This is a genomic window from Pseudomonas sp. COR18, assembly GCF_048568395.1.
Classification (GTDB): Bacteria; Pseudomonadota; Gammaproteobacteria; order Pseudomonadales; family Pseudomonadaceae; genus Aquipseudomonas; species Aquipseudomonas fuscovaginae_B.
This window is the reverse complement of sequence record NZ_CP183808.1, coordinates 2,391,077-2,406,440: the sequence shown is the minus strand read 5'-3', so window position 1 is coordinate 2,406,440 and position 15,364 is coordinate 2,391,077. Positions and strand designations below refer to the sequence as shown.

Genomic DNA, 15,364 nt, shown 5'->3' with positions numbered 1-15,364 from the left:
GCGAGGGCCTTCAAGGGCATCGCGCCGGGGTGATGTCCTGAGCCTGCCAGCCTTCTCCCGCCTGCCGGTCACGCTGGCCCTGCCGCCGTTGCTGCAGGCGCTTGCGCGTATTCCCGAGGCGGCCTGGAAACCGCACTTCAATACCGGTTACTACGACGGCGACTGGAGCGGCGTGGCGCTGATTTCCCCGGCTGACGCGCGGGGCGAACTGAGCCACGGAGCCGGTGTGGCGGTCGAGCGCGAACCCTGGCTGCGGGATGCGACTTGGGCCTGCGCCCTCGATCTGCCGCTGTCGATTCGCTCGGCCCGCTTGCTGCGGCTCGGGCCGGGTGGGCGCATCCATGAGCATCGCGACTACGACCTGGGCGCACCGGACGCGGACCGGCGCCTGCATATTCCGTTGCTCAGTCCGCCCGGCGTGGATTTCATGCTCGACGGGCAACGTATCCCGATGAATGCCGGCGAGTGCTGGTTCCTCGACTTGGCCCGGCCCCACAGCGTCGATAACTGGGGGGAAGGCGAACGCATTCACCTGGTGCTCGACTGTCGCCCCGAGGCCTGGCTGGATCAGCAGATCGCCGCCGGCCTCGCGACCACGCCGGCCGCCGGAATTGGCCGGGCGGCCGGCGACCTTGCGCGGTTCCGGGCCTTGCTGGAGAGCGAGCCGGCGCTGTGCGAGGCCTTGCAGGGCCTGGAAGACACCGAAGCCTTCATCGCCTGCACACTGGCACTGGCGGCCGAACGCGGCTTGCGTTTCGGCCGCGCGGACCTGCGCGCGGCGATGCGCCAGGGGCGTAACGCCTGGAGTCGACAATGGAGCTTCTGAAGCACTGGCTGCCGATCCGAATCTGGCAGCAGGCCGGCGACTGGCGGGTGGACTGGTGCTGGTTCGGTGAGCGCAGGCTGACCCAGCCGTTCTTTCGTGATGCGGTGGACGAGGCGTTGCGGTTGCCGTTCAACCAGGCATTCCGTCGGGAAACCCCGTTGGCGGCGCTCAGCGAATGGCGGATGCCGGCTGTCGCGCCGACGGCCTTCATCTACCACGCCTCGCGCTGCGGCTCGACCCTGCTCTGCCAGATGCTGGCGCAGCTTGACGAGCACATCGTGGTCAGCGAACCGCCGCCGCTGGACAGCCTGTTGCGTGGCCAACTCGATGCCGAGGAGCGTCGTGCGGCACTGCGTGGCCTGCTGGCGGCCTATGGGCAGCGTCGGCATGGCGACGAGCGGGCGCTGGTGATCAAGCTCGATGCCTGGAACATCGGCGAACTGCCGCTGCTGCGCGAGTGTTTTCCCCAGACGCCGTGGCTGTTCGTGTACCGCGACCCCCTGGAAATTGCCGTCTCCCACTGGCGCCGGGCAGGCATGCACATGGTGCCGGGGATGATTGGCGCAAGCTGCCTGGAGACGTCCGGCCAGGACGACTCGCGGGAGGACTACATCGCCGCGCGCCTGGGGCGGATGTTCCAGTGGGCGGCGCAGCATTGCCAGGCCCTGGGCGGGCTGCCGGTCAACTACCGCGAACTGCCGTTGGCGCTGGAGGGGTATCTGGGCGAGTTCTTCGGACTCGATGCCCGGGAGCGCCGCCGGGTGTTTGCCGTGACCGGGCAGCATGCCAAGCAACCGGACCAGGCCTTCGTGCCCGACAGCCAGGACAAGCACCGGGAGGCTTCCGAGCGGCTCAGGCAACGCGTGTCCTTCTGGGCCGATGCGCCCTACCAGGCCCTGGAGCGGCTGCGCCTGGCCTGATCTGCGGTACGAATCCCCTCGAAAGTCCGCTCAAGGACACAAGCGCGCCTGCCCCGATCCGGTTTCAGATGCACCCGGCGCCGGACGGCCTAGACTTCTATTCATGGCTGGCCATGGCGCCCTGTTCCCCGGCGCTCAAGACAGGCCACTGAACCTTTGCGTTTCTGGTCCCCTCCATTGATGGGTGCGGGCCTGTCGCAACGCCGTGCCCGATACTTCCTCCCGACAACTGGAGATGTCCATGGATTCCCCGACCCACAGCCTCACCGCCCTGTTCGAGCAACTGGGCCTGCCCAGCGACGCGGTGAGCATCGACCAATTCATCGCCGCCCATTCCCCCCTCAAGCCGGAGCTGCACTTGGCCGATGCGTTTTTCTGGAGCCAGGCCCAGGCCGACTTCCTGCGCAACGAAGTGCTGAAGGACGCCGATTGGGCCGAAGTGATCGATCAGTTGAATGTGCTGCTGAGGAAGGGGCGCGGCGGCTGAAATCACAAATTTGTTTCAAAGCTTGACGAAATCCTGATCGATGCGCGATATTGATAGTTAGCAAACTAACATTATGCGAATCCTCCTGTGTCCAAGCCCCTCGAACAGCTTCAGCAGACTATCTGCACCGGCATGGTGCTCGCCTCGCGCCACTGGCGGCGGGTCTGCCAGACCACGTTGGCCAACTATGGCATCTCCGAGGCCTGCGCCATGCCGCTGCTGATCATCGGCCGCATGGGCCCCGGCGTGCGCCAGGTCACCGTGGCGCAGATCGCCGGGATGGAGAGTCCGTCGCTGGTGCGCCTGCTCGATCAACTGTGCGGTGCCGGCTATGTGCAGCGTACCGAGGACCCCAGCGACCGGCGGGCCAAGACCCTCGGCCTGACCGAGGCCGGCCAAAGCCTGTTCCACGACATCGAAAAGCAGCTGGTCCGCCTGCGCCATGAGGTGCTGGGCGACCTGCCCCTGGCCGACCTGGAAGCCGCGCTGCGGGTGATTCGCGCCTTCGAGGCCGCCGGGCAGGCGTCGGGAGTGGCAGACTCTTGAAAGGTTTCTGGACAGGCATGCCGCCGGCCCGCGACTGGTTCTATGGTGTGCGGACCTTCGCGGCGTCGATGATCGCGCTGTACATCGCGCTGCTGATGGAATTGCCGCGGCCCTATTGGGCGATGGCGACGGTGTACATCGTTTCCAGCCCCTTCGTCGGCCCCACCAGTTCCAAGGCGCTGTACCGGGCGGTCGGGACCTTCCTCGGCGCGGCGGCGGCGGTGCTGTTCGTGCCGCTGTTCGTGCAGACCCCGTTCCTGCTGGCCATCGTGGTCGCGCTCTGGACCGGCACCCTGCTGTTCCTCTCGCTGCACCTGCGCACCGCCAACAGCTACGCGCTGATGCTGGCCGGCTATACCATGCCGATGATCGCCCTGCCGGTGGTGGACAACCCGCTGAACGTGTTCGACATCGCCGTGTCGCGGACCGAGGAAATCTTCCTCGGCATCGTCGTCGCCGCAGTGGTCGGCAGCCTGTTCTGGCCGCGTCGGCTGGCGCCGGTGCTGCTCGATGCCGCCGGCAAGTGTTTCGGCTCGGCCTCCAGCTACAGCCAGAAGTTCCTCGCGCGCAACGTGCAGACCGATGAAGTCAGCGCCCTGCGCTCGGCCATGGTCGCGACCTTCAACAGCCTGGAACTGATGATCGGCCAGTTGCGCCACGAGGGCGCCCGGCCGCAGATGGTGCGCAATGCCAAGGAACTGCGCGGGCGTATGATCCACCTGTTGCCGGTGGTCGATGCCCTCGACGATGCACTGTATGCCCTGGAGCGGCGCACGCCGGAACTGGTCGCACGGTTCCAGCCGTTGCTGGCGGCGGCCCAGGCCTGGCTGGAGAGCACCGCCCGGGGCGCACCGCACGAACACTGGCAGGCCCTGCGCGCCCAGGTCGACAGCCTGCAGCCGAGCGCTGTCGAACTCGATGACCGCCGACAACTGCTGTTCTCCAACGCCCTCTATCGCCTTGGCGAGTGGATCGACCTCTGGCAGGACCTGCGCAGCCTGCAGGAGGCCATCCAGTGCGACAGCCAGGACAACTGGCGTGCGGTCTACCGTCACTGGCGGCTGGCGCGGCTGTCGCCGTTCATCGACCGTGGCCTGATGCTCTATTCGGCCGGCACCGCCGTACTGGCGATCGCCGTCGCCTCGGTGCTGTGGATCCTGACCGGTTGGAGCGACGGTGCCAGTGCGGTGATCCTCGCCGCGGTGGCCTGCAGTTTCTTCGCCGCGATGGACGACCCTGCACCGCAGATCTACCGGTTCTTCTTCTGGACCGCGATGTCGGTGATCTTCGCCAGCCTCTACCTGTTCGTGGTGCTGCCCAATCTGCACGATTTCCCGATGCTGGTGCTGGCGTTCGCCGTGCCGTTCATCTGCGTCGGCACCCTGACGCTGCAGCCGGCGTTCTACCTCGGGACCCTGCTGACCATCGTCAACACCTCGTCCTTCATCAGCATTTCCGGTGCCTATGACGCGGACTTCCTGAACTTCACCAACGCCAACCTGGCGGGGCCGGTGGGCCTGCTGTTCGCCTTCGTCTGGACCCTGGTGGTCCGGCCCTTCGGCGCCGAGTTGGCGAGCAAGCGCCTGACCCGTTTCAGCTGGCGCGACATCGTCCGTCTGACCGAGCCTGCGACCCTGGCCGAACACCGGCACATGGGGGTGAAGATGCTCGACCGGCTGATGCAGCACCTGCCGCGCCTGGCCCTGACCGGCCAGGACACCGGGGCCGCGCTGCGCGAGTTGCGGGTCGCGCTCAACCTGCTCGACCTGCTGGCCTACACCCCGCGGGTGCTCGGTGTGGGCAACGTGTTGCTCAAGCAGGTGGTGGAGGAGGTCGGTGAGTATTTCCGCGCCTGCCTCAAGGCTCGCGAGCGCCTGCCGGCGCCCGCGCCCTTGCTGATGACGCTGGACCGCACGCGTCGGGCCCTGAGTTCCCAGGGGCTGGACGACGGCGAAACCCGTCGACACCTGCTGCACGCCCTGAGCGGACTGCGCCTGGCGCTGCTGCCCGGCGTGGAGTTCGTCGACAGTGGCGATCAGCCGGACAACGTGCCCTATGGGATCAATGGAGTGCCGTTATGATCGGTGACGTGGATATCAGCGGGGTGTTCCTGCCCACGCTACTGGTGCTGATGGGCATCACCTATGGCTTGTACCTCGTGGTGCACGAGTTGTTGACGCGCATCCACTTCTATCGCCTGGTCTGGCACCGGGCCTTGTTCAACGTCGGTCTCTACGCTTTGTTGCTGGGCGTTGTGGATTCGTTCAGTCGATACCTGATGACATGAAAAAACCTATATTGACCATCGGCCGCGTGGTCCTGACCTTGCTCGTGGTGGCCTTCGCCTGTCTCGTGATCTGGCGCATGGTGATGTACTACATGTTCGCCCCCTGGACCCGCGACGGGCATATCCGCGCCGATATCGTGCAGATCGCCCCGGATGTCTCCGGGCTGATCCAGCAGGTCCAGGTGCGCGACAACCAGCCGGTCAAGCGTGGCCAGGTGCTGTTCAGCATCGACCAGGACCGCTTCAGGCTGGCCCTGCGCCAGGCCCAGGCGGCTGTCGCCGATCGCCAGGAGACCCTGGCCCAGGCGCAGCGCGAGAACAAGCGCAACCGTGGCCTGGGCAACCTGGTACCCGGCGAGCAACTGGAAGAAAGCCAGTCCCGAGTGGCGCGGGCCGAGTCGGCCCTGGCCGAAGCCCGGGTTGCGGTGGATGCCGCGCAACTGAACCTCGACCGTTCGGTGGTCCGCAGCCCGGTGGACGGTTACGTCAACGATCGCGCGCCGCGCGAGCAGGAATTCGTCACCGCCGGCCGTCCGGTGCTGTCGGTGGTCGACAGCGCCTCGTTCCATATCGACGGCTATTTCGAGGAAACCAAGCTCGACGGCATTCATGTCGGCCAGAGCGTGGATATCCGCGTGATCGGCGACAATGCCCGCCTGCGCGGTCATGTCGAGAGCATCGTCGCCGGCATCGAGGACCGTGACCGCACCAGTGGCTCGAATCTGCTGCCCAACGTCAACCCGGCCTTCAGTTGGGTGCGCCTGGCCCAGCGTATCCCGGTGCGGATCGCCTTCGACGAGGTACCGGAGGACTTCCGCATGATCGCCGGACGGACGGCGACCGTATCGATCATCGACGACGCCGCGAAGGACTCGGCCAAGCCAGAGGCCTCGAAATGAAACCGCTGGCAAAGGTAACGACCCTGGGCCTGGGCCTGTTGCTGTCGGCGTGCTCGATGGTCGGCCCGGACTATCACCTGCCGGCTGACGCGGCGATGCAGCGCAAGGACTTGCAAGGTTCGATCGCCGGTGAGAGCGACAACGTCGTTTCGGCGCCGGTACCTGCCGACTGGTGGCGGCTCTACCAGGACCCGCGATTGAACGAGCTGGTTCGCCAGGCGCTGGCTTCCAACACCGACCTGCGGGTCGCCGCGGCCAGCCTGGCGCGGGCTCGGGCCCAGGTGGATGAGGCCGAGGCCGCCGGTGGTTTCAGTGCCGGCATCAAGGCCGGCGCGCAACGCCTGCAGGAATCCGGGCAGGCCTTCCTGTTGGCGGAGAAGGTGCCGGTGGCGAACGTCGCGGATATCTCGCTGTCCGCTTCCTACCAGTTCGACCTGTGGGGCACCCTGCAGCGTGGCATCGAGGCGGCCAAGGCCAATGCCGATGCCACCCAGGCGGCGGGCGACGTGGCGCGGATCACCCTGGTGGCCGACGTGGTGCGTTCCTATACGCAGATCTGCGCGGCCAACGAGGAGCGTGAGATCGCCGAACACTCCCTCGATCTGCAGGCCCAGAGCACCGAGCTGACCAAGCGCCTGCGCGATGCCGGGCGCGGCGACGAAACCCAGGTCACCCGCTCGCAGACCCAGTTCAAGTCCCTGCGCGCCGAATTGCCGCGCTACACGGCGGCGCGCCAGGCCGGCCTGTACCGCTTGTCGATGCTGCTGGCCAAACCCGTCGATCAGTTGCCGGCCGGTGTCGCCGATTGCGCCCAGTTGCCGCATATCGCCCAGTTGCTGCCGGTAGGCGACGGTGCCGAACTGCTCAAGCGCCGTCCGGACATCCGCCAGGCCGAACGCCGGCTGGCGGCGGCGACCGCCGGGATTGGCGTCGCCACGGGTGAGCTGTATCCGAACATCAGCATTGGCGCCACCCTTGGCACGGTCGGCTTCGCCAAGGACCTTGGCGAACCCTCGACCAACCGCTGGGGGTTCGGCCCGGCGATCAGTTGGACGGTACCGACCAATGGTGCCAGGGCCCGTATCCGCGAAGCCGAGGCGACCACTCAAGGTGTGCTGGCGCATTTCGACGGGGTGGTGCTCAACGCCATCCGCGAGACCCAGACCAGCCTGGCCCAGTACACCGCGCAACTCGACCGCCGCGATGCCCTGGCCGATGCCGAGCAGTCGGCCAAGCTGGCCGCGGAGCAGACGCACCGCTTCTTCACCGCCGGCCGCGCGTCGTTCCTCGCCGACCTGCAGGCCACCCGCACCTACACCGACATGCGCGCGCAACTGGCCTCTGCCAACACCCAGGTGGCGATGAGTCAGATCGAGCTGTTCCTGGCGCTGGGCGGGGGGTGGGAAAGTACATCCGCAACCGCTGGCAAGTGAATCGGGATCCGGTATGACGACCCCGTATAATCGTTGTCGGGTCAGCCACTCTCGGGAAATCAGCAGAACATGGATTCCGATACTCTTTCGGTAGTTTGTACGGTCATCAGCATCATCGCCTCCGGTGTTATCGCCTGGTGCGTCTATCTCATCCAGAAGCGTGATGGGGAAATGAAGGAGACGATCTCGGCGCTGGACAGCCAGCGGATCGAGCGGGGACTGGAGCTCCAGCAGTTGAACGCCTTGCGCACCGCGTTGCTGCGAAATCAGCAGGATATGCAGACCCGGATGCTCGAAATGCAGGAGTGGCTGGGGCATCACATCAAGGAGCAGGTGGAAGACCTGCTGATGACGGAGCGCCATCCAGGATTCTTTGCCTCTGAAGACGTGCTGGACCTGACTCCACCGCGACCTGCCGCGCAATCGGATATCCCCCGGCTGGGTGAGCTGCGTCTCGATTCGCGCGTGATCAAGGCGGGCCAGACGGTTGGAGTGCTATTCCGGGTCGATGATGACGGGATCAACTTCCCGGTCCCCCAGGGGGTTCTTGTCCGGTCGGGAGGGAAGGTGATTCCGGTTGATGGGACGTCTGCCAAGTACATGCACTGCCAGGTGCTGATACCTGCCGATTCCGGCCACGAACATGAGCTGGAGTTCGTCATGAAAGACGCCGCGAGCAATGAGAACACGCAGAAAGTTCTCATCCCCGTGTGTGCATGAACCCACTTCCGGCCCGGTAGAAGAACTTCGGACGAACGAGCGTCGGTCGCCCGTCGATACGCCAAGTCCATTGCTATGCTCTGAATTAGCGGCTGGCCGCCGCTGGTTCGGGGCTTCGGGTGAATCCCCTGGCGCGGCCGGCGTGGCCTGATGGGGATTCTAATAATGAAAAACCCTTATGCTCCCGGTTTCTGGTGTGCGGTAGTCGCCCTGGTGCTGCTGTCGGCGGCGTACTTCTATGGCGTGATGCTCGCCCACCAGATCGACAAGGCGCTGGTGTTCCTCGACAGCGTCTGTGCCCTGATCGCCGTGATGTCCATCGTGGTAGTGGCCTGGGCCAGCTACCAGACCCAACAGATCAGGAAGCGACAGTTGTCGCAGAGCAAGACCCTGGTGCTGGTCTGGGACACCAAGGTTGCCCTGCGCCGGGTCGAAACCGTGTTCGACCGCTATTTCTGGGGCAGTTACTGGCAGCCCGGGCGGACTTTCCAGGAGGTCATGGGCGAGCTGACCGGCACGCCGCTGGAGAAAAGCCTGGAGACCCTCAAGAGCCAATGCCTGAAACTCGACCGGGAAGTGGCCCACGACGAGCGCCACTGGCTGAAAAACGCCCGCGAGCTGGCGGACGTGGCCAGTGCCATGGCCCGTGAGCGCTATCAGCTGGACGTCTGCGACCCGCGTAACGACTCGCCGGACGGGGTGGTGATCAACCGCGACTTCGAGGTGCTGGTGTATACTTGGACCGCCCGGCTGAAAACCTTCGATCACCAGTTGGACGAGATGGAACTGCAATACTCCTGAGTCTTCGCCTGTCCGCCACCGGGTCTTGGGCCCGGGGTTCATCCACCGTCGCCCGGCGTGTCCGCCGGGCGAGCGGCATCTTTGCGTGCATTTTGCTTTCTGCGTCACATGCCGAGGCGAGGTCGGCAGGTGCGTCCATCCTGGTGCAAATGCTACTCTGCGCGCTTTCGGGGCGCCGTCGAGCCGAACCCGGTCAAGGGTTCAGGGAAGACCAGCATTTTTCAACACAACGGATATCTGATCGGGTCATTCATGAATAAATCAGCAGGCTTGCTGTTGGGGGTTGTCGTCGTGGTGGGTGCCTTGAGCACCGCCGGTGCCTGGTACACCGGCAATCAGCTGGAAGGAGCGCTGAACAGCTCCATCCAGGAAGCCAACGCCCAACTCAAGACAGCCCTGAACAGCGGCGGGGCGAATGCGAGCATCGAACTGGTGTCGCTGGAGCGCAACCTGTTCACCAGCACCGCGCACTACCGGCTCAAGCTGCAGAACCTGCAACTGAGCGAAGAGAACCAGGACATCGAGCTGCTGTTCGTCGATCACATCGAGCACGGTCCGCTGCCGTGGTCGCGCCTGAAGTCGTTCAAGCTGGCGCCGGTGATGTTCAACAGCAACTACGAGCTGGAGAAGAATGACCTGACCGCCAAATGGTTCGATGCCGCCAAGGGCGCCGCACCGCTCAAGGGTATGGTCGCGCTGGGCTACGACCGTTCGGTCGACGGCAACATCGAACTGATCCCGCTGGATTTCGCCCCGGACGACAAGAGCACGGTGAAGTTTTCCGGGCTCAACCTGAACGTGGCCGGCACCGCAAAGGGTGCGAAGATCAAGGCCAACGGCTACATGGACAGCGTGAAGATTACCGGCCAGTCCGAAGAGGACGGCCCGGTGTCGGTCGAACTCGGCGGTTTCACCGTGGCCAGCGACCTGACCCGCAGCGACTTCGGCTTCTACCTGGGCGGCAACACCCTGGAACTGAGCAGTGCCAAGGTCACCTATGGTGAGCAACCGGTGGTGGTGACGGTCAAGGACTTCGAACAGAAAGACAACCTGGAGGCCAACGGCAACGTGCTGTCCGGTCGTCTGGACTACACCGTCGGCGACATCGGCTACAACGGCAAGTCGGTGGGCAGCGCCAAACTGAACCTGAGCGCGAAGAACCTGGATATCCCGGCGGTGCGTTCGCTGACCGAGATGTACCGGGCCGAACTGAAGGCCATGCAACAGGCCGCCACCCAGGGTGAAGACGCCCCGGCGGTGCCCGAGCTGAGCGCCGAGCAGCAGATCAAGGCCCAGGCCGACATCAAGAAACTGCTGGCCGGCAAGCCGCAGATCGCCGTGGAGAACCTGTCGTTCAAGACCGCCAATGGTGAAAGCCGCTTCAACCTGCAGGTGAATCTGGACAACCCGTCGTCCACGCAACTGCCGCCGCTGGAACTGGGCAAGCAACTGGTTTCGCAGCTGGACGCCAAGCTGTCGCTGTCCAAGCCGATGATCGCCGACCTGGCCGGCGTACAGGCGCTGCTCGAAGGCCAGACCGATCCCAAGCTGATCGCCCAGCAGGCGTCGATGACCAGTGAGATGGCCGGAACCATGGCGTTGTCCACCGAGATGGCGACCATCGAGGGCATGGATATCGTGTCCAAGCTGCACTATGCCGCAGGCCAGGTAGACTTCAACGGGCAGAAAATGCCGGTGGAAGACTTCATTGCCCTGATCATGTCCAAGGCCGGTGGCCTGGGCGGCGCGGAAGCGGCCGAGTAACGTTTCGAACGCGGCATCGGCCGTCCTGGCCGATGCCCTTCCACTCTGGATCCTGCCCCCGTTTTTTTCGTCTACCCTTCCTGAAAGACAGCGGAACCATGGGTTCCGCCTGCTGTCATGAGGCCCCGTCCTGCCCGTCTGGAACAGGCGGGAGCATTGGACTCCGGCTGCCTTCGGGAATTGGACGATATGCCGCGTAATACCCTGTTCTGCCCAGGCGGCAGATTGCGCCCGTTGCTCGGTGTGGCGCTGTGCAGCCAACTGCTGTGGCCACTCGCCGCGCAGGCCGATACCTCCTACGATCAACTGATCCGCCAGGCCCGTGACGGCAGTTATACGCCGGCACTGACGTTCCTGCGGCAACTGCCGGCGACCCGGCAATCGGCCGGGCAGGTCAGCGACCATCTGCAGATCGCCAGCTGGGCCGGGCTGGATACCGAAGTGGTCAGCGTCTACGAAACCCAGGGCGTGCAGCGCGTCCTGCCCTCCCAGGCCCTGGGCGCCGTGGCCCGGGCCTATCGCAACCTGAAACGCTGGGACGATGCCGAGCGCCTGTATCGCCGGGCACTGGAGCGCGAACCGGGCAATGTCGACCTGCAACTGGGGCTGGCGGTGACCGAGGCCGATGACGGCAATCCCCAGGACGCGATACGCCGCGCCCGCGAGCAGGTGGCACGGCGCCCCGGCGACCCGTCGGGCCACATGGCGCTGGGTTATGCACTGACCCGCTCGGGCGCCGACAGCGATGCCCTGTTCGAATACGACCAGGCCTTTGCCCGCGCTCCAGACAAGCCCCAGGTATTGCGCGAATACGTATTCGCCCTGCAACGGGCACGCCTGCCGGAGCCGGCCCTGCGCTTGGCCGAGCGGCATCCCGGGCTGCTCGACGCGGCCGCGACTCGTCGTCTCGAAGGCGAACTGGCCGCTGAGCGGGTGCGCCTGGCGGAACGGCCGAGCCGCACCGAGCGGGAGCGTTTTGAGGTGGCCGATCGGGCCCTGGCCGACTACGACCGGCTGTTTGCCACCTGGTCGGCGGACCCGCAGGCCCATGACGACCTGGTGCGCTGGCGCATCGACCGTCTGGGGGCGCTCAAGGCCCGTTCGCGTAATGCCGAGGTGCTGACCGAGCAGCAAAAGCTGCTCGATGACGGCGTGACGCTTCCGACCTACGCCCAGCGCTGGGTGGCGGCGGCCTACCTGGCGCTTAGGCAGCCGGAGAACGCGGCGCAACTGTACCGTCAGGAGCTGGCGTCACCCGATGCCGATCCGGCCGACCGGGTGGACGATACCTCGGCACTGGCCTACGCACTGATCGAAAGCGATCGGCCGGAAGAGGCCCTTGAGGTCGCCGAAAACCTGGCCAGGACCACCCAGGCCCGCCTCGAGCTCAAGGGCCAACCCATCGGCGTACCCAATGACGAGTGGATCGACGCCCAGCAACTGGCGGCGCAGATGGGCCAGCACAACGGTAACCTGCCCGCCAGCGAGCAGGGTCTGGAGGCCCTGGCGAGCAAGGCCCCGGGCAACGTCAGCGTGCGGGTTGCCCAGGCCGACACCTATCTGGCCCGTGGCTGGCCACGACGTGCCGAGGCCCTCAACAAGGAGACCGAAAGCGTACTGCCACGCAACTTGGGCCTCGAGCTGTCCCAGGCCAATACCGCCCTGGCGCTGCAGGAGTGGCGCCAGCTCGATGTGCTGACCGATGACGTCGTCGCGCGTTTCCCGGAGAACCAGCAGGTCCAGCGCCTGGCACGGCAGCGGGAGGTCCACGACATGGCCGAACTGCGGGTCGAGGGCTACACCGGCCGGAGTTTCGGGGGTGGCAGCAGTGGCGCCGGCGCGGTCACCGGCAGCCGCGACTATGGTATCGAGAGCGTGCTCTACAGCCCGCCGATCAACGAAGACTGGCGGCTGTTCGCCGGCGCCGGCTATGCCTTCGGCCGTTTCACCGAAGGTGATGCCCGGCGCCGCTGGCAGCGGCTGGGGGTGGAAAACCGCTCCCGCGACATGACCCTGCAGGCCGAGATCTCCAACCAGTCCTATGGCTATGGCAACAAGCTCGGCGCCCGGTTATCGGCCGCCTTCGACATCGACGATCACTGGCAGTACGGCGGCAGCCTCGAACGCCTGGCGGCGGCGACACCGCTGCGCGCCCTGAAGAACGACATCAGCGCCAATTCGGCCAGCGCCTTCCTGCGCTGGCGGGCCAATGAAAGCCGCGAATGGAAACTGGCGATCACCCCGTCGCATTTCAGCGACGGCAACCATCGCACCGAATACCTGCTCACCGGGCGCGAGGGCCTCTACAGCACCGCCCACGTGCAAGTGGACCTGGGCCTGGAAGTCGGCGCCAGCCACAACAGCAAGAACGAGGACGTGCCGTACTTCAATCCCAAGTCCGACTTCAGCGTGCTGCCGACGGTGAATATCAACCATGTGCTGTACCACCGTTACGAAACCCAGTGGAGCCAGCAGTTCCAGGTCGGCGCCGGCAGCTACAGCCAGCGCGATCATTCCACCGGTGCGATTGCCCTGCTGGGCTATGGCCAGCGGGTGATCTGGAACGATGTGCTGGAGGCCGGGGCCAACCTCAGCTGGATCAGCAGACCCTATGACGGTGAACGCGAGCGCGACGTGCGCCTGCTCCTGGACCTTACCTACCGCTTCTAGCCGAGGTGGATGATGCTTCTGATCACGCGTTGCGTCCTGTTGCTGGGAGCCTTGCTGGCCGGAGCCTGCGCGCAGGCTCCGGCCGAGTTCGTCGCGCCGGCGCAGCGGCCGGTGCCGGCCAACGAGGCGCCTTGGCCGAAAAACCACTTCCTGAGCCTGACCTACCACGATGTCCAGGACCGCGACCCCGACCAGGAAGTCGTCGCGGTGCGCACCGAACGGCTGGTCGACCAGTTGGCCTGGTTGCGCGAGAACGGCTACCGGCCCGTGAGCGTGGATCAGATCCTGGCGGCGCGCAACGGCGGCCCGGAGCTGCCGCCCAAGGCGGTGCTGCTGACCTTCGACGATGGCTACTCGAGCTTCTACACCCGGGTGATGCCGCTGCTGCGCAGCTATCATTGGCCGGCGGTGCTGGCGCCGGTCGGCGTCTGGATCGACACCCCGGCGGACAAACCGGTGGATTTCGCCGGCCAACTGCGCCCGCGCTCGCAGTTCCTGACCTGGGCCCAGATCCGCGAAGTGGCGGCTTCCGGACTGGTGGAAATCGCCGCCCACACCAATGCCAGCCACCAGGGCGTGCTCGCCAACCCCCAGGGCAACCTGCAACCGGCGGCGGCGACCCGCCGCTACGACGCCAAGACCGGCCGCTATGAAAGCGAGGCCGAGTTCCAGGCGCGCCTGCGGGCCGACGTGCAGGCGATCTCGGCGAAGATCCGCGCGGCCACCGGGTACTCGCCACGGGTCTGGGTCTGGCCCTACGGCGTCGCCGATGGCACGGCGCTGAAGGTGATCGAAAGCCAGGGCTACCAGGTTGCCCTGACCCTGGATGACGGTATCGACAGCCTCGATCAACTGCTGAGCAGCCCGCGCCTGCTGGTGTCTTCCGACCCGGACCTGGTGCACTTCGCCAGCAGCGTCGTGGCGATGCAGGACCACGTGCCGATGCGGGTGGTGCATGTCGACCTGGACAACGTCTACGACCCGGATCCGGGCCAGCAGGAAGCCAACCTCGGCCGGCTGGTGCAGCGCATCGCCGACCTGGGCGCCAGCACCGTATTCCTGCAGGCCTTCGCCGACCCGACGGGCGACGGCCTGGCCCGCTCACTGTACTTCCCCAACCGGCACCTGCCGGTGCGTGCCGACCTGTTCGACCGGGTCGCCTGGCAGTTGCGCACCCGCGCCCATGTCCAGGTGTTCGCCTGGATGCCGGTGCTCAGCTTCGCCCTGGATGAAAAGCTGCCGCGGGTCAGCCGCTGGGACCCGGCCACCGGGCAGGTTGCGGTCGATCCACAACAGTATCGGCGCCTGTCGCCGTTCGACCCCGAGGTACGCCGGGTGGTCGGCGAGATCTACGAGGACCTGGCCCGGCTGACCTCGGTCGACGGCATCCTCTATCACGACGATGCCGTGCTGTCCGACTTCGAGGATGCCAGCCCGCAGGCGCTGCGCACCTATGCCGCCGCCGGTCTGCCGGGCAGTATCGGTGCCTTGCGCGACGATCCGGCCACGTTGCAACGCTGGGCGCGTTTCAAGAGCCGCTACCTGATCGACTTCACCCATGAGCTGACCGCCAAGGTCCGGGCCATTCGCGGGCCGCAGGTGCAGACCGCGCGCAACCTGTTCGCCGAACCGGTACTGAACCCGCAGAGCGAGGCCTGGTTCGCGCAGAATCTCGATGACTTCCTCGCCAACTACGACTGGACCGCGCCGATGGCCATGCCCTTGATGGAAGGGCAGAGCGAGCGGCACGCGGCCGACTGGCTGCAGGCGGTGGTCGAAAAGGTCGGGCAGCGCCCCGGTGCCCTCAAGCGCACGGTGTTCGAACTGCAGGCGCGGGACTGGCGCAGCCAGCCGGCGCAGGATCTGGACGGCGAACAGTTGGTGCAATGGATGGGCCAGCTCAAGCGCAAGGGCGCCACCAGCTTCGGCTACTACCCGGACAACTTCCTCGATGGCCGCCCAGCCGTGCAGGTGGTGCGTCCGGCACTTTCCAACAAGTGGAATCCTTAAG

Annotated in this window: 13 protein-coding genes; all 13 read left to right on the top strand. The window is 65.9% G+C overall.

Going from position 1 to position 15,364, the window contains the following annotated elements:
* Nucleotides 1-37 precede the first annotated feature (37 nt).
* The 13 genes from ACM62G_RS11055 to pgaB all read left to right on the top strand — a co-directional run bounded on the left by ACM62G_RS11055 (nucleotide 38) and on the right by pgaB (nucleotide 15,363).
* Nucleotides 38-826: an aspartyl/asparaginyl beta-hydroxylase domain-containing protein gene (locus tag ACM62G_RS11055; protein WP_419737510.1), complete on the top strand. Its 789-nt coding sequence runs from the start codon at nucleotides 38-40 to the stop codon at nucleotides 824-826.
* On the top strand, nucleotides 814-1,746 hold the full coding sequence (locus tag ACM62G_RS11050) for a sulfotransferase family protein (protein ID WP_273825310.1): 933 nt from the start codon (nucleotides 814-816) through the stop codon (nucleotides 1,744-1,746). Before ACM62G_RS11055 ends, ACM62G_RS11050 begins: the two co-directional genes overlap by 13 nt.
* Before the next feature lie 241 nt (nucleotides 1,747-1,987).
* The gene (locus ACM62G_RS11045; protein WP_054059116.1) at nucleotides 1,988-2,233 is read left to right on the top strand and encodes a DUF2789 domain-containing protein; all 246 of its coding nucleotides are present in this window, start codon (nucleotides 1,988-1,990) and stop codon (nucleotides 2,231-2,233) included.
* Between the two features lie 132 nt (nucleotides 2,234-2,365).
* A complete protein-coding gene (locus tag ACM62G_RS11040) occupies nucleotides 2,366-2,779 on the top strand; it encodes a MarR family winged helix-turn-helix transcriptional regulator (RefSeq protein WP_054059117.1) in 414 nt (137 codons plus the stop codon).
* A complete protein-coding gene (locus ACM62G_RS11035; protein WP_419737160.1) occupies nucleotides 2,776-4,860 on the top strand; it encodes an FUSC family protein in 2,085 nt (694 codons plus the stop codon). Before ACM62G_RS11040 ends, ACM62G_RS11035 begins: the two co-directional genes overlap by 4 nt.
* Nucleotides 4,857-5,066, top strand: coding sequence for a DUF1656 domain-containing protein (locus ACM62G_RS11030; RefSeq protein WP_054057374.1), 210 nt, complete (start codon nucleotides 4,857-4,859; stop codon nucleotides 5,064-5,066). The genes ACM62G_RS11035 and ACM62G_RS11030 overlap by 4 nt, the downstream gene beginning before the upstream one ends.
* Nucleotides 5,063-5,965: an efflux RND transporter periplasmic adaptor subunit gene (locus ACM62G_RS11025; protein ID WP_419737159.1), complete on the top strand. Its 903-nt coding sequence runs from the start codon at nucleotides 5,063-5,065 to the stop codon at nucleotides 5,963-5,965. Before ACM62G_RS11030 ends, ACM62G_RS11025 begins: the two co-directional genes overlap by 4 nt.
* The gene (locus ACM62G_RS11020; RefSeq protein WP_054061966.1) at nucleotides 5,962-7,398 is read left to right on the top strand and encodes an efflux transporter outer membrane subunit; all 1,437 of its coding nucleotides are present in this window, start codon (nucleotides 5,962-5,964) and stop codon (nucleotides 7,396-7,398) included. Before ACM62G_RS11025 ends, ACM62G_RS11020 begins: the two co-directional genes overlap by 4 nt.
* Nucleotides 7,399-7,467: 69 nt before the next feature.
* Nucleotides 7,468-8,118, top strand: coding sequence for a hypothetical protein (locus ACM62G_RS11015; protein WP_054057376.1), 651 nt, complete (start codon nucleotides 7,468-7,470; stop codon nucleotides 8,116-8,118).
* Between the two features lie 165 nt (nucleotides 8,119-8,283).
* Complete coding sequence (locus tag ACM62G_RS11010) at nucleotides 8,284-8,919, top strand: hypothetical protein (protein WP_054057377.1); 636 nt, start codon at nucleotides 8,284-8,286, stop codon at nucleotides 8,917-8,919.
* Between the two features lie 252 nt (nucleotides 8,920-9,171).
* Nucleotides 9,172-10,683, top strand: coding sequence for a YdgA family protein (locus tag ACM62G_RS11005; protein WP_419737158.1), 1,512 nt, complete (start codon nucleotides 9,172-9,174; stop codon nucleotides 10,681-10,683).
* Nucleotides 10,684-10,872: 189 nt separating this feature from the next.
* Nucleotides 10,873-13,353, top strand: a complete 2,481-nt coding sequence (gene pgaA / locus ACM62G_RS11000) for a poly-beta-1,6 N-acetyl-D-glucosamine export porin PgaA (RefSeq protein ID WP_273825317.1) — start codon at nucleotides 10,873-10,875, stop codon at nucleotides 13,351-13,353.
* Between the two features lie 12 nt (nucleotides 13,354-13,365).
* The gene (pgaB, locus tag ACM62G_RS10995) at nucleotides 13,366-15,363 is read left to right on the top strand and encodes a poly-beta-1,6-N-acetyl-D-glucosamine N-deacetylase PgaB (protein ID WP_419737157.1); all 1,998 of its coding nucleotides are present in this window, start codon (nucleotides 13,366-13,368) and stop codon (nucleotides 15,361-15,363) included.
* The last annotated feature ends 1 nt before the right edge of the window (nucleotide 15,364 follow it).

Coding starts and splice junctions, on each gene's coding strand:
- ACM62G_RS11045 (WP_054059116.1), top strand. CDS start 1,988: ATGGATTCCCCGACCCACAGCCTCACCGCCCTGTTCGAGCAACTGGGC.
- ACM62G_RS11040 (WP_054059117.1), top strand. CDS start 2,366: ATGGTGCTCGCCTCGCGCCACTGGCGGCGGGTCTGCCAGACCACGTTG.
- pgaA (WP_273825317.1), top strand. CDS start 10,873: ATGCCGCGTAATACCCTGTTCTGCCCAGGCGGCAGATTGCGCCCGTTG.
- ACM62G_RS11050 (WP_273825310.1), top strand. CDS start 814: ATGGAGCTTCTGAAGCACTGGCTGCCGATCCGAATCTGGCAGCAGGCC.
- ACM62G_RS11030 (WP_054057374.1), top strand. CDS start 4,857: ATGATCGGTGACGTGGATATCAGCGGGGTGTTCCTGCCCACGCTACTG.
- ACM62G_RS11005 (WP_419737158.1), top strand. CDS start 9,172: ATGAATAAATCAGCAGGCTTGCTGTTGGGGGTTGTCGTCGTGGTGGGT.
- ACM62G_RS11015 (WP_054057376.1), top strand. CDS start 7,468: ATGGATTCCGATACTCTTTCGGTAGTTTGTACGGTCATCAGCATCATC.
- pgaB (WP_419737157.1), top strand. CDS start 13,366: ATGCTTCTGATCACGCGTTGCGTCCTGTTGCTGGGAGCCTTGCTGGCC.
- ACM62G_RS11020 (WP_054061966.1), top strand. CDS start 5,962: ATGAAACCGCTGGCAAAGGTAACGACCCTGGGCCTGGGCCTGTTGCTG.
- ACM62G_RS11025 (WP_419737159.1), top strand. CDS start 5,063: ATGAAAAAACCTATATTGACCATCGGCCGCGTGGTCCTGACCTTGCTC.
- ACM62G_RS11010 (WP_054057377.1), top strand. CDS start 8,284: ATGAAAAACCCTTATGCTCCCGGTTTCTGGTGTGCGGTAGTCGCCCTG.